Here is a 16382-nt window from a genome sequence, read left to right on the forward strand (position 1 = left end):
AATAGTTAGGCAGCATGAAAAAAAATCGCGCTTTTCTGAAATGGGCGGGGGGTAAATACCCCCTGCTTGACGACATAAAGAAGTATCTGCCAGAAGGTGATTGTCTGATTGAGCCGTTCGTAGGAGCAGGCTCGGTCTTTCTGAACACTGACTATTCCCGCTATATCCTTGCGGATATCAACAGCGATCTGATTAACCTCTACAACATTGTCAAAGTGCGAACGGACGAGTATGTTCGGGAAGCCCGCAGCCTGTTCACGCCTGAGTGTAACGACAGCGAAGTATTCTATCGCTTTCGCCTGGAGTTTAATCAGTGTCAAGATCCGTTTCGTCGGGCGGTGCTGTTTTTATACCTGAACCGTCACTGTTACAACGGACTGTGCCGTTATAACCTGCGTGGTGAATTCAACGTGCCGTTTGGTCGTTATCGCAAGCCCTACTTCCCGGAAGAGGAGCTGTATAACTTTGCCGAGCGGGCGCAGCGTGCCATCTTTGTCTGCCAGTCGTACGACGTGAGCATGACGGATGTTGCGCAGGGATCCGTGGTGTATTGCGATCCACCGTATGCGCCGTTATCGGCTACGGCAAACTTTACGGCCTACCATACGGACAGTTTTAACATGGCGCAGCAGGTGCATCTGGCCGAGCTGGCTGTGCGCCTGCAACAAAGCAATATACCGGTGCTGATATCGAACCATGCGACGGAACTGACTCGCGTCTGGTATCAAGAGGCGACGCAGCTGCTGACGCTACAGGTCAGACGCAGCATCAGCAGCAATGGTGGAACGCGTAACAAGGTGAACGAACTGCTGGCGCTCTATGGGGTAGTCTGAGCCGTTTCGTTCGCCTCAAAAATGAAATACTACTGGAGAAGCGGATGAAACAGTATTTGATTGCCCCCTCAATCCTCTCTGCCGACTTTGCCCGTCTGGGCGAAGACACGGCCAACGTGCTGGCTGCAGGTAGTGATGTCGTCCATTTCGATGTTATGGATAACCATTACGTCCCTAATCTGACCATCGGGCCGATGGTGCTCAAATCCCTGCGTGATTACGGTATTACCGCACCCATTGACGTTCATCTGATGGTCAAGCCCGTCGACCGCATCATTCCCGATTTTGCCAGTGCGGGCGCGAGTATTATTACCTTCCACCCGGAAGCCTCCGAGCACGTTGACCGTTCGCTTCAGCTGATTAAAGAGCACGGCTGTAAGGCCGGCCTGGTGTTTAACCCGGCAACCTCCCTGAGCTGGCTGGATCACGTGATGGATAAGCTGGACGTCATCCTGCTGATGTCGGTCAACCCGGGCTTCGGCGGGCAATCTTTTATTCCTCATACGCTGGAAAAATTGCGCCAGGTCCGTGAACGTATCGACGCCTCCGGCTACGATATTCGCCTGGAAGTCGACGGTGGCGTAAAAGTCGACAATATTGCCGAGATTGCCGCAGCCGGTGCAGACATGTTTGTCGCGGGTTCGGCGATTTTCAGCCAACCGAATTATAAAGAAGTCATCGATCGCATGCGCGACGAGCTGGCAAAGGTAAGTCATGGATAAGTTAGAAACAATTCGCGGTGTCGCCTTTGATTTAGACGGCACCCTTGTGGATACCGCGCTGGGCCTGACCCAGGCGATGGACCAGGCGCTCTATGCTCTCGAACTGCCAACGGCAGGGGAAGAGAACGTCGAGAAGTGGATTGGTAACGGCGCGGACGTGCTGGTGCAGCGCGCGCTGACCTGGGCGCTGAAAGGCCAGGAACCGTCGTTCGACCAGTGCCTGATGGCCCGTAAGCTTTTCGACAGCTACTATGCGCAAACCGTCGACGAAGGCAGTTTCCTGTTCCCGGGCGTTGCCGATACGCTGGCAGCACTTGCCGCAAAAGGCGTGCCGATGGGGCTGGTGACCAACAAGCCTACGCCGTTCGTGCTGCCGCTGCTTGAAAGCCTCGGCATCGCGAAACACTTCACCGTCATCATCGGCGGCGACGACGTGCAGAACAAAAAGCCGCACCCGGAACCGCTGTTGAAGGTAATGGAAACGCTGAATATCAGCGCGGCTGAAATGCTGTTTGTCGGGGATTCCCGCAATGATATCCTCGCCGCTCAGGCCGCAGGCTGCCCGAGCGTGGGGATGACCTACGGCTACAACTATGGCGAGTCCATAGAGCTGAGCAAACCAGATTACGTACTGGATAAGTTCAGTGACCTATTGCCCGCGTTCGGGCTCTCTTGCAAAGATAATCAGGAAGCAGATCATGAGTAAACCCATCGTATTTAGCGGCGCGCAGCCCTCAGGCGAATTAACCATCGGTAACTACATGGGTGCGCTGCGTCAGTGGGTTCAGATGCAGGACGATTACCACTGCGTTTACTGCATCGTTGACCAGCACGCGATTACCGTACGCCAGGATGCTACTAAGCTGCGTAAGGCGACGCTTGATACGCTGGCGCTGTATCTGGCCTGCGGCATCGACCCGGAAAAAAGCACCATCTTCGTGCAGTCCCACGTGCCGGAACACGCGCAGCTGAGCTGGGTGCTGAACTGCTATACCTACTTCGGCGAGCTGAGCCGCATGACCCAGTTTAAAGACAAGTCATCGCGCTACGCTGAAAACATCAACGCCGGCCTGTTCGACTATCCGGTGCTGATGGCCGCCGATATCCTGCTTTACCAGACCAACCTGGTGCCGGTGGGCGAAGATCAGAAGCAGCACCTGGAGCTGAGCCGCGATATCGCCGCCCGCTTCAACGCCCTGTACGGCGAAGTGTTCAAAGTGCCGGAGCCGTTTATTCCTAAGTCCGGCGCGCGCGTCATGTCTCTGCTTGAGCCGACCCGTAAAATGTCCAAGTCAGACGAAAACCGTAACAACGTGATCGGCCTGCTGGAAGATCCGAAGTCCGTGGTTAAAAAGCTTAAGCGCGCGGTCACTGACTCCGAAGAGCCGCCGGTCGTACGTTATGACGTGGCGAACAAAGCCGGGGTGTCCAACCTGCTGGATATCATGTCCGGCGTGACGGGCAAATCCATTCAGGAGCTGGAACAGCATTTTGAAGGCAAAATGTATGGCCACCTGAAGGGCGAAGTCGCAGAAGCCGTCTCCGGCATGCTTATCGAACTGCAGGAGCGCTATAACCGCTTCCGCAACGACGAAGCGTTCCTGCAGCAGGTGATGAAAGACGGTGCTGCCAAAGCCCGCAGCCACGCCGGCGCGACGCTGAAAAAGGTCTACGAAGTTATCGGATTCGTGCCTCAGCCGTAAATCTTTTCCCCTCACCCCAACCCTCTCTCCAAAGGGGCGAGGGGACCAGACCGAGTTGGTATTCTCCCTCTCCCTTCCAGGGAGAGGGCCGGGGTGAGGGTTATCTGAACCACAGATTTCCTCTAATCTCCCTTCTTTTGTGACCCCATTCTCCTTTTGCATCTTTCCCGTTTGCCATTTATATTCATTTTAATGAAGATATAACCATTCAATAAAATGAAGATTAAATATGAGCCGTAGCTTTATCAAGAAAGAGGGCGTCGCGCAGGCCAGCCTGGCGCGCTATCTGCTGGGCGAAAAGTCCGGTAATCGACTGAAAACCATTGATGAACTGGCGACGGAATGCCGCTTTTCCGTGGGACTGATTCAGGCGGCATTAAAAACTCTTGAGAAAGCAGGTGCAGTATTGGTTGAGCGACGCGGGCGTAACGGCAGCTATCTGGTCAGCATGGATAACAAAGCCTTATTGGCCTTCGCCGATATTGGCAATGTTGTGTGTGCCATGCCGCTGCCCTATACGCGTTTATACGAAGGTTTAGCCAGCGGGCTGAAAGCGCAGTTTGACGGCATCCCGTTTTACTACGCCCACATGCGCGGGTCTGACGTGCGCGTCGAGTGCCTGATCAACGGCGTTTACGACCTGGCGGTGGTTTCCCGCCTTGCTGCGCAAAGCTACCTGGATAGCGGGGATTTGTGCATGGCGCTGGAGCTTGGTCCGCATACCTACGTTGGCGAGCACAAGCTGATTTGCCGGGCGGGCGAGGGGCAAAAGATTAGGCGGGTGGGCCAGGATCCGCGTTCCGCCGATCAGCGCATCATGACGGACATTCATTTTTCCGGCAAAACGGTCGAAAGGCTTGATGTGCCTTACCACGAGTGTCTCCAGCGCATCGCAAAAGGTGAGATCGATGCGGTGATCTGGAACGTCACCAACGAGGCGGATCTTGAAAAATATGGTCTCGTGGCGGAACCGTTGTCCGGCGATCCGCGCTTTGTGCACGCGTCGGAAGCCGTAGTGCTGACGCGCGCGGACGATGTGCCGATTCAGCAGCTGCTGCGCACGGTCGTGAATAAAAATGAGCTGCTGGCCCATCAACAGCGCGTGCTGTCCGGAAGCCAGGAGCCGAGTTACTGAGCGTTTATCAAGAGGCAAAGCAGTATGGAAAATCGTCTTAACCTGCTGTGTGACGCAGGGATTATTGATAAGGATATCTGTGAGGGCATGATGCAGGTGGTGACCCAGCTGGAGACCGTCTGGGGGATCCCGGTGCGCAATGAGCAGGGCGAAATGGCCCTGACCCATATGGCTAACGCCCTGATGCGCAGCCGCCGTGGGGAAGAGATTGGCCCGCTGGACGACGAGCTGCTGAGTGAAATCGTTAATTCAGAGGAGTGGGTTCATCTGCTTACCGTGCATCAGTCAATGCTGGCGCCCTTTAATGTGACGCTACACCCTAACGAAGAGGGCTATCTGATGGCAAACCTGTTCAGCCTGTGGATGGGCAGCAGAAGCTAAAGCGTTATCGACGAGCAGCTACCTTCACATTAAATATTCAAAAAAATGATGATTTAAGAATATATCATCCGCACGGAGTCGAGAGGCAAGGGTATGTTTATTGAGGCACTCAAGGCACAAAATCCGGCACTGATACAGGCCGCGCGGGAGCTATGGCAGCAGGGCGCCATACTGCCGGACACCTGGGTTATCGATGTCGACGAGGTTATGGAAAACGGCCGACGCCTGCTGGCGGCGGCGGAGCGGCACGGTATTACGCTCTATCTGATGACGAAGCAGCTCGGGCGCAATCCCTGGCTGGCGAAACGGCTCACGGAGCTGGGCTTTCACGGCACCGTGGCTGTTGATTTTAAAGAGGCCCGCACGCTGCGTAATGCTGACGTGCAGGTTTCCCACGTCGGGCATCTGGTGCAGGTGCCACACGGGCAAATTGCAGCGACCGTTGCTGCATCGACTGAGATGGTCACCGTCTTCTCGCTGGAAAAAGCGCGGGAGCTATCTGCCGCCGCTCAGCTTCACGGCCACGTGCAGCCCATCATGCTGAAAATCTTCGACGAGCAGGACAGGCTATACCCCGGCCAGGAAGCGGGCTTCCCGCTTGCGGTGCTGGACGAAGTTGTCGCGGTAATTCGCACTTTGCCGGGCGTTAAGCTTACGGGACTGACCCATTTTCCTTGCCTGCTGTGGGACGAAGAGCAGCAGCAGACGCTGCCCACGCCGAATCTGCAAACGCTGCTTAAGGCCCGTGACCGCCTGCAGGAAGCGGGCGTGGAAATAAAACAGATCAACGCTCCGTCGGCAACCAGCTGCAGCTCGCTTCCGCTGCTGGCTCAGCATGGCGTTACTCATGCGGAACCCGGCCACGCGCTGACCGGCACGATACCTTCCAATCAGCGCGGCAACCAGCCGGAGCGCATCGCCATGCTGTATCTCACCGAGATCTCCCACCAGTTTCAGGGCAACAGCTACTGCTTTGGCGGCGGCTACTACCGTCGCGGCCACGCGCAGAACGCGCTGGTTTACCCGGTGCGCGGAAGCGCCGCCGTGGCGGCAAATCTGCTGCCGATGGACGACAGCAGCATTGATTATCACCTGCCGCTGGCGGGTGAGTTCCCGGTCGGCAGCCCGGTAGTGATGTGTTTTCGCACCCAAATTTTCGTCACCCGCAGCGACGTTGCGCTGGTCAGCGGCGTTCAGGCGGGCAGGCCGGTGCTTGAAGCGCTGTATGACAGCCTCGGTAACCCCATTTCAGGAGGTCCGCGTGGGTAAATTTGTGGTGGTGGTGATAGACAGTTTTGGCGTCGGCGCGATGGACGACGTGCCGCAGGTGCGGCCTCAGGATATCGGGGCCAACACCTGCGGGCATATTCTTCAGCACTTCCCCCGGCTGCGTCTGCCGGTGCTGGAAAAGCTGGGGCTGATAAATGCTCTGGGTTTTGAGGCCGGGGCGATGAAATCTTCTGAAAGCGCGGTATACGGCACCGCGATGCTGCAGCACGAGGGCGGCGATACTTTTATGGGCCATCAGGAAATCCTCGGCACATTACCGCAGGCTCCGCTGCGCATGCCGTTCTCCGCCGTGATCGATGAGGTTGAACAGGCCCTGCTTGCCGAAGGCTGGCGGGTGGCGCGTGTCGGTGAAGGTTTGCAGTACCTGTGGGTAAACGAAGCCGTGGCCATCGGCGATAACCTTGAAGCTGATTTAGGCCAGGTATTTAATATTTCCGCCAATCTTGCCGCTATCTCTTTCGAAGATGTACGAAAAATTGGTGAAGTGGTTCGTCGCTGCGTGAAGGTTGGGCGCGTCATTGCTTTTGGGGGCATCCTCGAGAGCAGCCAGCAGATCCCGGATGCCGCCGAAGAAAAGCAGGGAATTTATATCGGCATCAACGCGCCGCGCTCGGGAGTTTACAAAAACGGCTTCCAGGTGGTGCACATGGGTTATGGCGTAGATGCCAGCGTCCAGGTGCCACAGCAGCTGCATGACGCGGACATCAAAACCGTGCTGGTAGGGAAAGTGGCTGACATTGCCATTAACCCGCATGGCGTGAGCTACCAGAATCTGGTGGATAGCCAGCGCATTATGGATATCACCCTCGACGAGCTGAACCAGCCGGGGGATGCCTTTATCTGTACCAACATCCAGGAAACCGATCTTGCCGGGCACGCGGAAGACGTGGCGCGCTACGCCGAACGTCTGCAGCTGGTCGATCGCAACCTGGAAAGGCTGATGCGGGCCATGCAGCCTGAAGATTTCCTGGTGGTGATGGCGGACCACGGCAACGACCCGACCATCGGCCACAGCAGGCACACCCGTGAAAACGTTCCTCTGCTGGTCTGGCAGCCAGGTATTCAGCCTGCTTGTCTCGGCGTGAGAACCACCCTTTCTGACGTAGGTGCGACTGTCTGCGACTACTTCAGCGCTAAGACGCCGCAAAACGGCACCTCTTTCCTTTCCCAGATCTCCGGAGGCACTCATGGCTGCACCATCGCGCATTGATGCGTCGGGCTACACCTATGCCCACGAGCACCTGCACATCGACCTGTCGTCATTCAAAAACAATATTGACTGCCGCCTGGACCAGTACGACCTGATTTGCGAGGAGATGAAGACGCTCTACGGCCAGGGCGTGCGCAACATCATCGAGATGACCAACCGCTACATGGGCCGCAATCCGCAGTTTATGATCGATATTATGCGGGACACGGGCATGAACGTGGTGGCCTGCACCGGCTACTACCAGCACGATTTTTTCCCGGCGCACGTCGCCAGCACCAGCGTGGAGAAGCTGGCCCAGGAGATGATCGATGAAATCGAAATCGGCATCGACGATACGGGGCTGAAGGCGGGCATCATTGCCGAAATTGGCTCGAGCGTGGACGTCATCACGCCGGATGAGGCGAAAGTCTTCGCCGCTGCGGCCATCGCCCACCGTGAAACCGGGCGGCCAATTTCGACGCACACCTCATTCAGCACCATGGGGCTGGAACAGCTGGCGCTGCTTAAAGAGCACGGCGTGGATCTCTCCCGCGTGGTCGTCGGTCACTGCGACCTGAAAGACAACCTCGACAATATTTTGCGGATGATCGACCAGGGCGCTTTCGTGCAGTTCGACACCGTCGGCAAAAACAATTATTACCCGGACGAGAAGCGCGTGGCGATGCTGCAGGAGATCGCCAGCCGCGGGCTGCTCGGCCACGTCATGCTCTCCATGGATATTACCCGTCGCTCCCACCTGAAGGCTAACGGTGGCCTGGGCTTCGACTATTTGCTGACAACGTTCGTGCCTCTGCTGCTGGAGGCTGGCTTCACCCAGGCCGACGTTGATTTGATGTTACGTGACAACCCCTCTGTCTTCTTTAAATAAGGATTACCCATGAAAAAGATCGGTGTCGCTGGCTTACAGCGCGAACTCATTAAAAAGACCATCGAAACGACAGCGCCAGGCTCCTTTGAAGTGTTTATCTACAACGATATGGAGGCTGCAATGAAGGTGAAATCCGGCCAGCTCGACTACTATATCGGCGCGTGTAATACCGGGGCCGGGGCGGCGCTGTCCATCGCCATCGCGGTAATTGGCTACAACAAAAGCTGCACCATCGCTAAACCGGGTATCAAAGCGAAAGAGGAGCAGGTCGCGAAAATGGTTGCCGACGGCAAAGTCGCCTTCGGCCTGTCGGTTGAGCATATTGAACATGCGATCCCGATGCTCGTTGCCCATCTGAAATAAAGGCTACGCTATGGATTTTTACATTCAGATATTAGTGGTGGCGTGCCTGACGGGGATGACCGCACTGCTGGCGCATAAGTCAGCGGCGGTGTTCCACGACGGGATCCGCCCGATTCTGCCGCAGCTGATTGAAGGCAATATGAACCGCCGGGAGGCGGGGAGCATTGCGTTCGGTCTGAGCATCGGCTTTGTGGCCTCGGTGGGGATCTCTTTCACCCTGAAAACCGGCCTGCTCAACAGCTGGCTGCTGTTCCTGCCGACGGATATTCTCGGTGTGCTGGCGGCTAACAGCCTGCTGGCGTTCGGGCTGGGCGCGGTATGGGGCGTGCTGATCCTGACCTGCCTGATCCCGGTTAACCATCTGCTGACCGCATTGCCGGTGGACGTGCTCGGATCGCTTGGCGAGCTAAGCTCGCCGGTCGTCTCCGCGTTTGCGCTCTTCCCGCTGGTAGCGATTTTCTATCAGTTCGGCTGGAAGAACAGCCTGTTCGCGGCGGTGGTAGTGCTGATGACGCGGGTGATCATCGTGCGCTTCTTCCCGCACCTGAACCCGGAGTCCATCGAGATCTTCGTCGGCATGGTGATGCTGCTGGGCATCGCGATTACTCAGGATCATCGCACCCGTAAGGAGCGAGAACAGGACGATGGTGGCCTGTCGGTCTTTGAGGAGCGAACATCGCGCATCATCAAAAACCTGCCTTATATCGCCATAGTTGGCGGGCTGATTGCCGCGGTTGCCAGCATGAAGATTTTTGCCGGTTCGGAAGTCTCTATCTTTACCCTGGAGAAAGCCTACAAGGTTGGGCTGGATCCGGCGCAGTCCCAGACGCTGATTAACCAGGCGGCGCTGGCGGAGTTTATGCGCGGCCTCGGCTTTGTGCCGATGATTGCCACTACCGCGCTGGCGACCGGCGTCTATGCCGTGGCGGGCTTCACCTTTGTATTTGCCGTCGGCTATCTCATCTCAAACCCGATTCTGGCGTTTGTCGTCGGCGCGGCGGTGATTTCCATCGAGGTGCTGCTGCTGCGCTCCATCGGCAAATGGCTGGGCCGCTATCCTTCGGTGCGTAACGCTTCGGATAACATCCGTAACGCCATGAATATGCTGATGGAAATGGCGCTGCTGGTCGGCTCTATCTTCGCGGCGATTAAAATGGCGGGCTATACCGGCTTTACCATCGCCGCCGCGCTCTATTTCCTGAACGAGTCGCTGGGCCGTCCGGTGCAGAAAATGGCCTCGCCCGTTGTGGCGGTGCTGATAACCGGCATCGTGCTGAACATTCTCTACTACTGCGGCCTGTTCGTTCCGGCCTGATCCCTGTTTATGCTCGCTGAACGACCGGCGGGCCTTCATGGAGTTACGTACAAGTGAAAACCTGGCCTCTACAAAGCCTGACGATGGAGCAGGCGCAGCGCAAACAGTTCCGCCTGGTGGATACCATTTGCCGTCATTTCCCCGGCAGCGATTTTCTGAACGCCGGCGATTTAGGGCTGGTTCCCGGACTGAATCAGCCGCAGATGACACGGCGTGTGGAGACGGTTCTGGCGGCGTTCTTTGGTGCTCCGGCCGCGGCCCTGGTGCAGGGGGCCGGAACCGGCGCGATCCGCAGCGGCCTGGCGGCAATGCTGAAGGCCGGAGAAAGGCTGCTGATCCACGACGCGCCGCTTTATCCCACTACGGCAGTTATTGCAGAGCAGATGGGTTTGCAGCTGATTCGTGCCGATTTCAATCAGCCAGAGGCGGTGAGAAAAGCGATTGAACAGCATCGCCCACAGGCGGCGTTAATCCAGCATACCCGTCAGAAAATGGACGATGCTTACGACCTGGCGGAAGTTATCGCCTGTTTTAATCAGTACGGCCTGCCGTCGCTGACGGACGATAATTACGCGGTGATGAAAGTGGAAAATATCGGCTGCGAATGCGGCGCGACGCTTTCCACGTTCTCCTGCTTTAAGCTGTTTGGCCCGGCTGGCGTAGGCGTTGTAGTTGGCGATGCGGACACGGTCGCCAATATTCGTAAGAGCATGTATTCCGGCGGCAGCCAGGTGCAGGGCGTTCAGGCGATGGAGGCCCTGCGCGGGCTGGTTTTTGCCCCGGTGATGCATGCCGTTCAGGCACAGGTGAACGACAGGCTGGTGGCTGAGTTAAACGGCGGCAAGATCCCCGCAGTGAAGCAGGCGTTTATCGCCAACGCGCAGTCGAAGGTATTACTGGTGGAGTTTCACGAGCCGATTGCAGAAGAGGTGCTGAATGCCGCGCAGAAGCTGGGCGCGCTGCCGTATCCGGTGGGGGCAGAGTCGAAATACGAAATCCCGCCGCTGTTTTACCGCGTGTCAGGGACATTCCGTGAGTCCGATCCTACGCTTGAACAACGCATGATCCGCATTAACCCGAACCGCAGCGGAAGCGAGACGGTATTACGAATATTGCGGGAAAGTTGTTGCGCGGATAAGTGGTGGGGCGGATAAGCGGTAGGGTGGATAAGCGCCAGCGCCATCCACCGATAGTTACCCGGTACGGTCAGTGATTCGAGAACCAGTTCAGCTTGTCGCGTAGGGCAACAACGCGCCCGACGATGATTAGCGCCGGGCTTTCCACCTGGGTTGCCAGCTCGCCAAGCTGGTTCAGCTCACCGTTTACCACGCGCTGCTTAACGGACGTGCCGTTTTCCACCAGCGCCACGGGCATATCCGCCGGCATGCCGTGCCTGATGAGGTTTTCCTGAATGGCGGCGGCCTGGTTCAGGCCCATGTAAAACACCAGCGTCTGCTTTTCAGCCGCCAGGTTGTGCCAGTCCAGCTCGCCGCCAGTTTTCAGATGCCCGGTAACCAGGCGCACGCTTTGCGCGTAATCACGGTGGGTCAGCGGGATGCCGGAATAGGCGGAGCAGCCGGAAGCGGCGGTAATGCCCGGCACGACGGAGAACGGAATGCCGCCGTTGCACAGCGTTTCCAGCTCTTCGCCACCGCGCCCGAAGATAAACGGATCCCCGCCCTTCAGACGCACCACGCGCTTCCCTTTCTGGGCTTCACGCAGCAGGATTTGGTTGATCTCTTCCTGTGGCACGCAGTGGAAGCCAGCGCGTTTACCAACGAACACGCGGTCCGCATCGCGGCGCACCAGGTTCATGATGTCATCCGATACCAGGCGGTCATAAACCACCACGTCCGCCTGCTGGATCTGTTGCAGGCCCTTGAGCGTCAGCAGACCCGCATCGCCCGGCCCCGCGCCGACCAGCACCACTTCACCGCGGTGATCCAGCGACTGGTTAAACAGCGATTCGGTTTCCTGGTCGATGGCCTTCTGGTCTTCGTTAGCCAGATACTGTGCCAGACGGTCATTGGTGAAAAACTTTTCCCAGAAGCGGCGGCGTTCGCCCATCGTGGCAAATTTCGCCTTCACGCGACCGCGAAGCGTACCCGCATAACCTGCGATTTTACCCAGGTGCAGCGGCAGAATAGCCTCCAGCTTTTCACGCAGCAGGCGCGCCAGCACGGGCGAGGTTCCACCGGAAGAGACGGCGACCATCAGCGGCGAGCGGTCGATAATCGACGGCATGATAAAGCTGGCCTGCTTCGGGGCGTCTACCACGTTACAGAAAATACGGCGGGACTCAGCGGCATCGCTGACCTGCTGGTTCACCGCATCGTCGTCGGTGGCGGCAATCGCCAGCCAGCTGACATCGAGCAGTGAAGGGGAGAAAGGACCCTGTTCAAGGGTAAGCATGCCCTGTTGCGCCCACGCCTGAAACTGCGGGGTAAACTCCAGGGCATTAACGGTGACGAGCGCACCTGCCTCCAGCAATAAACGTGCTTTACGTTCTGCGACGTCGCCGCCGCCAACTAACAGGCAGGCGCGACCTCGTAACTGACAAAATATCGGCAGGTGATCCACGTACGGTCCTCAATTATAGGCGTGCAGTCTCAGCAGTTGCGATGCGCTCAGGCTGCGGGCGTTCGGCTTTTGGCGTAGCATACCAATAACCCAGACCCATGAATACTACACCTGAAAGGGTATTACCGAGGGTCACCCACAGCAGGTTATGACCGATACCGGCAAGGGTGTAGGCCTCGCTATGATGGCCGAACCAGGAGAGCGCAAACAGCGTCATGTTGGCGATGGAGTGCTCGTAGCCGGAGGCGATAAACGCCAGCAGGCACCACCAGATAGCGATGAACTTCGCCGCACCTTCGGTACGGATTGCCATCCAGATTGCCAGACAAACCAGCCAGTTACACAGCGCCCCTTTAAAGAACAGCACCGTGGCCGGAGCCGTGGTTTTTGCCAGCGCAACCGCGTGTACGATGCTGGTATCCACCGGCAGCAGGCTGCCGCCGCCCCAGCTATAGAGCAGGGCAACGAAGACGGAACCTACCAGGTTACCCAGCCAGGTTTGCGGCAGAATAGCCCACATCTGACCGTGGGAAATGGTGCCCGCTTTGACGCCAAAGGTCAGGAACATGGTGTGGCCGGTGAACAGCTCGGAGCCCGCGATAATCACCAGCGTCAGGGCGATACCAAAGGTGGCACCCATCACTAAGGGACGAATCGACGGATCGAGCAGGTTGCCCAGCGTGAAGATTAAAATGATGCCAAGGCCAACGTAGGCCCCTGCCATCGCAGAGCTAACCCAAAAGCCGAGCGGATTACTTTTCGACAGGCGGGCAATGCGCGCGGCGTTGGCCGCACATTTGTTAATGGTATCGGTGAACATTTTTGTTATCCCTACAAAGTAAAAAAAGAAAAATAAGTCTGAATGCTTTACCCCCATCCCGGCCCGCTCTCCTGAGGAGCGAGGGGGAAACCTCTGGCTTTATTAGCTCTTTCTGAGGTGGAGGCCGTACTGGAATAGTTCCCTCTCCCCGTTGGGGAGAGGGTCAGGGTGAAAGGGGAACCCCTATGCTTTTATCTGCACCATGCCGTCCTGCACACGCGCTTCGAAGTGCGCGATAGAGTGACTTTCGTCTTCCATGCACAGGCCGTCACGCAGGCGGAAACGCTGTTTTTTCAGCGGGCTGGCAACCCACAGTTCATTCTGGTGTTCGGCAATTAACCCGCGAGACAGGACGCTTGATTCAAAGAACGGGTCGATATTGCTGATGGCGTACACCTGCTCGTCGTTACGCGGGCGGAAAATTGCAACCTGCTGGTTCCCCAGCAGCGCGCAGACGCCGGTTGCCGGCAGGATGTCGTTTAACTGACAAACGGTAGTCCACTGGCTCATACGATCTCCTCCGCTTCTACCATGGTGACTGGAATACGCTCATACGGCGTGGCCGGACGGTGCTGCTCGCGCTCCGGCACGACCTGCACGTTCGGGTCGCGCTGCGGGCTGTTGATAAAGTGTTTGAAGCGAACCTGGGCTTCCGGCGTGTTCACCGTTTCAGTCCACTCGCAGATCACTTTCTCACGCAGGCGAGCCAGCTCCGACTCGAGCTGTTCGTTGAGGCCCAGCTTGTCGTCGATGATCACGCTCTTCAGGTAATCGATGCCGCCTTCCAGGTTGTCCAGCCATGAAGCCGTACGGGTCAGTTTGTCGGCGGTGCGGATGTAGAACATCATGAAGCGGTCGAGGTATTTGATCACGGTTTCGCTATCAAGGTCCGCCGCCAGCAGATCTGCGTGGCGTGGTTTCATGCCGCCGTTACCGCAGACGTACAGGTTCCAGCCTTTCTCGGTGGCGATAATCCCCACGTCTTTACCCTGCGCTTCCGCACATTCACGGGTACAGCCGGACACGCCGAACTTCATTTTGTGCGGGGTGCGGATGCCTTTGTAGCGGTGTTCCAGCTCGACGCCGAAGCCCACGCTGTCGCCCACGCCGTAGCGGCACCAGGTGCTGCCCACGCAGGTTTTCGCCATACGCAGCGCTTTGGCGTACGCGTGGCCGGTTTCGAAACCGGCATCAATCAGCTGACGCCAGATTTCCGGCAGATCGTCTTTCTGCGCGCCGAACAGGCCGATACGCTGGGAGCCGGTGATCTTGGTGTAAAGGTTATATTCGCGGGCGATGCGGCCCACTTCCATCAGCCCTTCCGGCGTGATTTCCCCACCGGCAGAACGAGGGATCACCGAGTAGGTGCCGTCCTTCTGGATGTTGCCGAGGAAGTTATCATTGGTGTCCTGCAACGGCGTGTGCTGCGGTTCCAGCACGTAGTCGTTCCAGCAGGAGGCCAGCAGGGAGCCCACGGTTGGCTTACAGACTTCACAGCCGTAGCCTTTGCCGTATTTGTTAAGCAGCTCGTCGAAGGATTTGATTTGTTCGACGCGGATCAGGTGGAACAGCTCCTGACGGGAGAACGCGAAGTGCTCGCAGAGGTTGTTGTTAACCTCGATACCCTGTTTGGACAGCTCGGCGTTCAGCACCTGGGTGACCAGCGGGATACAGCCGCCGCAGCCTGTACCGGCTTTGGTTTCTGCCTTCAGGGCCGCCACGGTATGGCAGCCGCCGTTGATAGCTTTTACCAGATCGCCTTTGGTGACGTCGAAGCAGGAGCAGATCTGCGCGCTGTCCGGCAGTTTATCCACGCCGATGGACGGCTTGCCGCTGCCCGCGTGGGCCGGAAGGATCAGCGAGTCCGGGTTTTCCGGCAGTTCGATGGCGTTGAGCACCAGCTGGAGCAGGTTGCCGAAGTCGGTGGTGTCACCAACCAGCACCGCGCCCAGCAGGGTTTTGTTATCTTCGCTAACCACCAGACGCTTATAAACTTCTTTGCTTTCGTCCAGATAGACGTAGCTGCGGCAGTTTGGCGTGCGGCCATGGGCATCGCCGATACCGCCAACGTCCACACCCAGCAGCTTGAGCTTGGCGCTCATGTCCGCGCCTTCAAAGGCGTTTGCGCTGCCCAGCAGATGGTCAGCGGTGACCTGCGCCATTTTGTAGCCAGGTGCTACCAGGCCAAACACGCGGTTGTTCCAGCTGGCGCACTCGCCGATGGCGTAGATATCCGGGTCTGAAGTCTGGCAGCTGTCGTTGATGGAGATACCGCCGCGCTGGGCAGTTTCCAGGCCGCACTGGGTGGCCAGCTTGTCGCGTGGGCGGATACCGGTTGAGAAGACAATGAAGTCGATTTCCAGATCGCTGCCGTCGGCAAAGCGCATGGTTTTACGCGCTTCTTTCCCTTGCTGGACGATCTCCTGGGTGTTTTTGCTGGTGTGAACCCGCACGCCCATGCTTTCAATTTTGTTGCGCAGCTGCTCGCCGCCCATCTGGTCGAGCTGCTCGGCCATCAGCATTGGGGCAAACTCAATCACGTGGGTTTCCACGCCGAGGTTTTTCAGCGCGCCTGCGGCTTCAAGGCCCAGCAGGCCACCACCGACCACCGCGCCGCGCTTGCTGCGGCGGGCGCAGGCTTCAATGGCGTTCAGATCTTCGATGGTGCGGTAGACGAAGCAGTCCTGAGTTTCAGAACCTTTAATAGGCGGTATCCACGGGTATGAGCCCGTCGCCATGACCAGCTTGTCGTAATAAACGGTGCGGCCGGTGTTGGAGTGAATTACTTTTTCCTGGCGGTTAATGGTGATGGCGCGTTCGCCAATCAGCACGTTAACGCCGTGCTTCTCGTAGAAGCCTTCGCGAACCAGAGATAACTCTTCGGCGGTATGGTGGGAAAAATAGGATGACAGGTGCACGCGGTCGTAGGCTTTGCGCGGCTCTTCACAAAAGACGGTAATCTCGAACTGGCCTGGCTGAGCTTTATCAAGTAAGTCCTCGATAAAGCGATGGCCGACCATGCCATTACCGATAATTGCGATTTTGACTTTGCTCATAATTGCCTCAATTTCTTTTCTATTACCGCCTACCTTAACGATTCAGCTGGGGTAATTATTGATGCAAATCAAATACGCCTTTATATACCCATTAAGGGGTATATGT

The 16382-nt window shown here is 57.3% G+C and carries 16 protein-coding genes; 12 read left to right on the plus strand and 4 right to left on the minus strand.

Annotated elements, in window-relative coordinates; all coding sequences use genetic code 11:
• The first annotated feature begins 14 nt into the window (after nt 1-14).
• The 12 genes from dam (at nt 15) to HYQ67_RS17200 (ending at nt 10974) form a co-directional block, all read left to right on the plus strand.
• Nucleotides 15-833, plus strand: coding sequence for an adenine-specific DNA-methyltransferase (gene dam / locus HYQ67_RS17145; RefSeq protein WP_202305474.1), 819 nt, complete (start codon nt 15-17; stop codon nt 831-833).
• A 44-nt stretch (nt 834-877) separates the two neighbouring features.
• Nucleotides 878-1555, plus strand: coding sequence for a ribulose-phosphate 3-epimerase (rpe, locus tag HYQ67_RS17150; protein ID WP_202305475.1), 678 nt, complete (start codon nt 878-880; stop codon nt 1553-1555).
• Complete coding sequence (locus tag HYQ67_RS17155) at nt 1548-2261, plus strand: phosphoglycolate phosphatase (RefSeq protein WP_202305476.1); 714 nt, start codon at nt 1548-1550, stop codon at nt 2259-2261. The genes rpe and HYQ67_RS17155 overlap by 8 nt, the downstream gene beginning before the upstream one ends.
• Nucleotides 2254-3258: a tryptophan--tRNA ligase gene (gene trpS / locus HYQ67_RS17160; RefSeq protein ID WP_202305477.1), complete on the plus strand. Its 1005-nt coding sequence runs from the start codon at nt 2254-2256 to the stop codon at nt 3256-3258. Before HYQ67_RS17155 ends, trpS begins: the two co-directional genes overlap by 8 nt.
• 229 nt (nt 3259-3487) lie before the next feature.
• Nucleotides 3488-4393 (plus strand): GntR family transcriptional regulator YhfZ, encoded by a 906-nt coding sequence (gene yhfZ, locus HYQ67_RS17165; protein ID WP_202305478.1) that lies wholly within the window; start codon nt 3488-3490, stop codon nt 4391-4393.
• A gap of 24 nt (nt 4394-4417) precedes the next feature.
• Nucleotides 4418-4774 carry a PRD domain-containing protein gene (locus HYQ67_RS17170; protein ID WP_202305479.1) on the plus strand — a complete coding sequence of 119 codons (357 nt, stop codon included), beginning with the start codon at nt 4418-4420 and terminating at the stop codon, nt 4772-4774.
• Nucleotides 4775-4867: 93 nt separating this feature from the next.
• Complete coding sequence (locus tag HYQ67_RS17175; protein ID WP_202305480.1) at nt 4868-6043, plus strand: YhfX family PLP-dependent enzyme; 1176 nt, start codon at nt 4868-4870, stop codon at nt 6041-6043.
• Nucleotides 6036-7274, plus strand: a complete 1239-nt coding sequence (locus HYQ67_RS17180) for a phosphopentomutase (RefSeq protein WP_202305481.1) — start codon at nt 6036-6038, stop codon at nt 7272-7274. The genes HYQ67_RS17175 and HYQ67_RS17180 overlap by 8 nt, the downstream gene beginning before the upstream one ends.
• A complete protein-coding gene (locus tag HYQ67_RS17185; RefSeq protein ID WP_202305482.1) occupies nt 7252-8142 on the plus strand; it encodes a phosphotriesterase-related protein in 891 nt (296 codons plus the stop codon). Before HYQ67_RS17180 ends, HYQ67_RS17185 begins: the two co-directional genes overlap by 23 nt.
• A 9-nt stretch (nt 8143-8151) precedes the next feature.
• Nucleotides 8152-8505 (plus strand): DUF2620 domain-containing protein, encoded by a 354-nt coding sequence (locus HYQ67_RS17190; protein ID WP_202305483.1) that lies wholly within the window; start codon nt 8152-8154, stop codon nt 8503-8505.
• Between the two features lie 10 nt (nt 8506-8515).
• Nucleotides 8516-9820, plus strand: coding sequence for a YhfT family protein (locus tag HYQ67_RS17195; RefSeq protein ID WP_202305484.1), 1305 nt, complete (start codon nt 8516-8518; stop codon nt 9818-9820).
• Between the two features lie 53 nt (nt 9821-9873).
• Nucleotides 9874-10974 (plus strand): aminotransferase class V-fold PLP-dependent enzyme, encoded by a 1101-nt coding sequence (locus HYQ67_RS17200; protein ID WP_202305485.1) that lies wholly within the window; start codon nt 9874-9876, stop codon nt 10972-10974.
• 52 nt (nt 10975-11026) lie between these two features.
• Here HYQ67_RS17200 and cysG read toward each other — a convergent pair whose 3' ends face one another.
• The 4 genes from cysG to nirB all read right to left on the minus strand — a co-directional run bounded on the left by cysG (nt 11027) and on the right by nirB (nt 16276).
• On the minus strand, nt 11027-12400 hold the full coding sequence (cysG, locus tag HYQ67_RS17205) for a siroheme synthase CysG (protein WP_202305486.1): 1374 nt from the start codon (nt 12398-12400) through the stop codon (nt 11027-11029).
• A gap of 13 nt (nt 12401-12413) precedes the next feature.
• Nucleotides 12414-13220, minus strand: coding sequence for a nitrite transporter NirC (gene nirC, locus HYQ67_RS17210; protein WP_202305487.1), 807 nt, complete (start codon nt 13218-13220; stop codon nt 12414-12416).
• A gap of 183 nt (nt 13221-13403) precedes the next feature.
• The gene (nirD, locus tag HYQ67_RS17215; RefSeq protein ID WP_202305488.1) at nt 13404-13730 is read right to left on the minus strand and encodes a nitrite reductase small subunit NirD; all 327 of its coding nucleotides are present in this window, start codon (nt 13728-13730) and stop codon (nt 13404-13406) included.
• Nucleotides 13727-16276, minus strand: coding sequence for a nitrite reductase large subunit NirB (gene nirB / locus HYQ67_RS17220; RefSeq protein ID WP_202305490.1), 2550 nt, complete (start codon nt 16274-16276; stop codon nt 13727-13729). The genes nirD and nirB overlap by 4 nt, the downstream gene beginning before the upstream one ends.
• Nucleotides 16277-16382 lie beyond the last annotated feature (106 nt).

The sequence above is a fragment of the Dryocola clanedunensis subsp. sulfonylureivorans genome, assembly GCF_016756775.1.
Taxonomy (GTDB): Bacteria; Pseudomonadota; Gammaproteobacteria; order Enterobacterales; family Enterobacteriaceae; genus Dryocola; species Dryocola clanedunensis.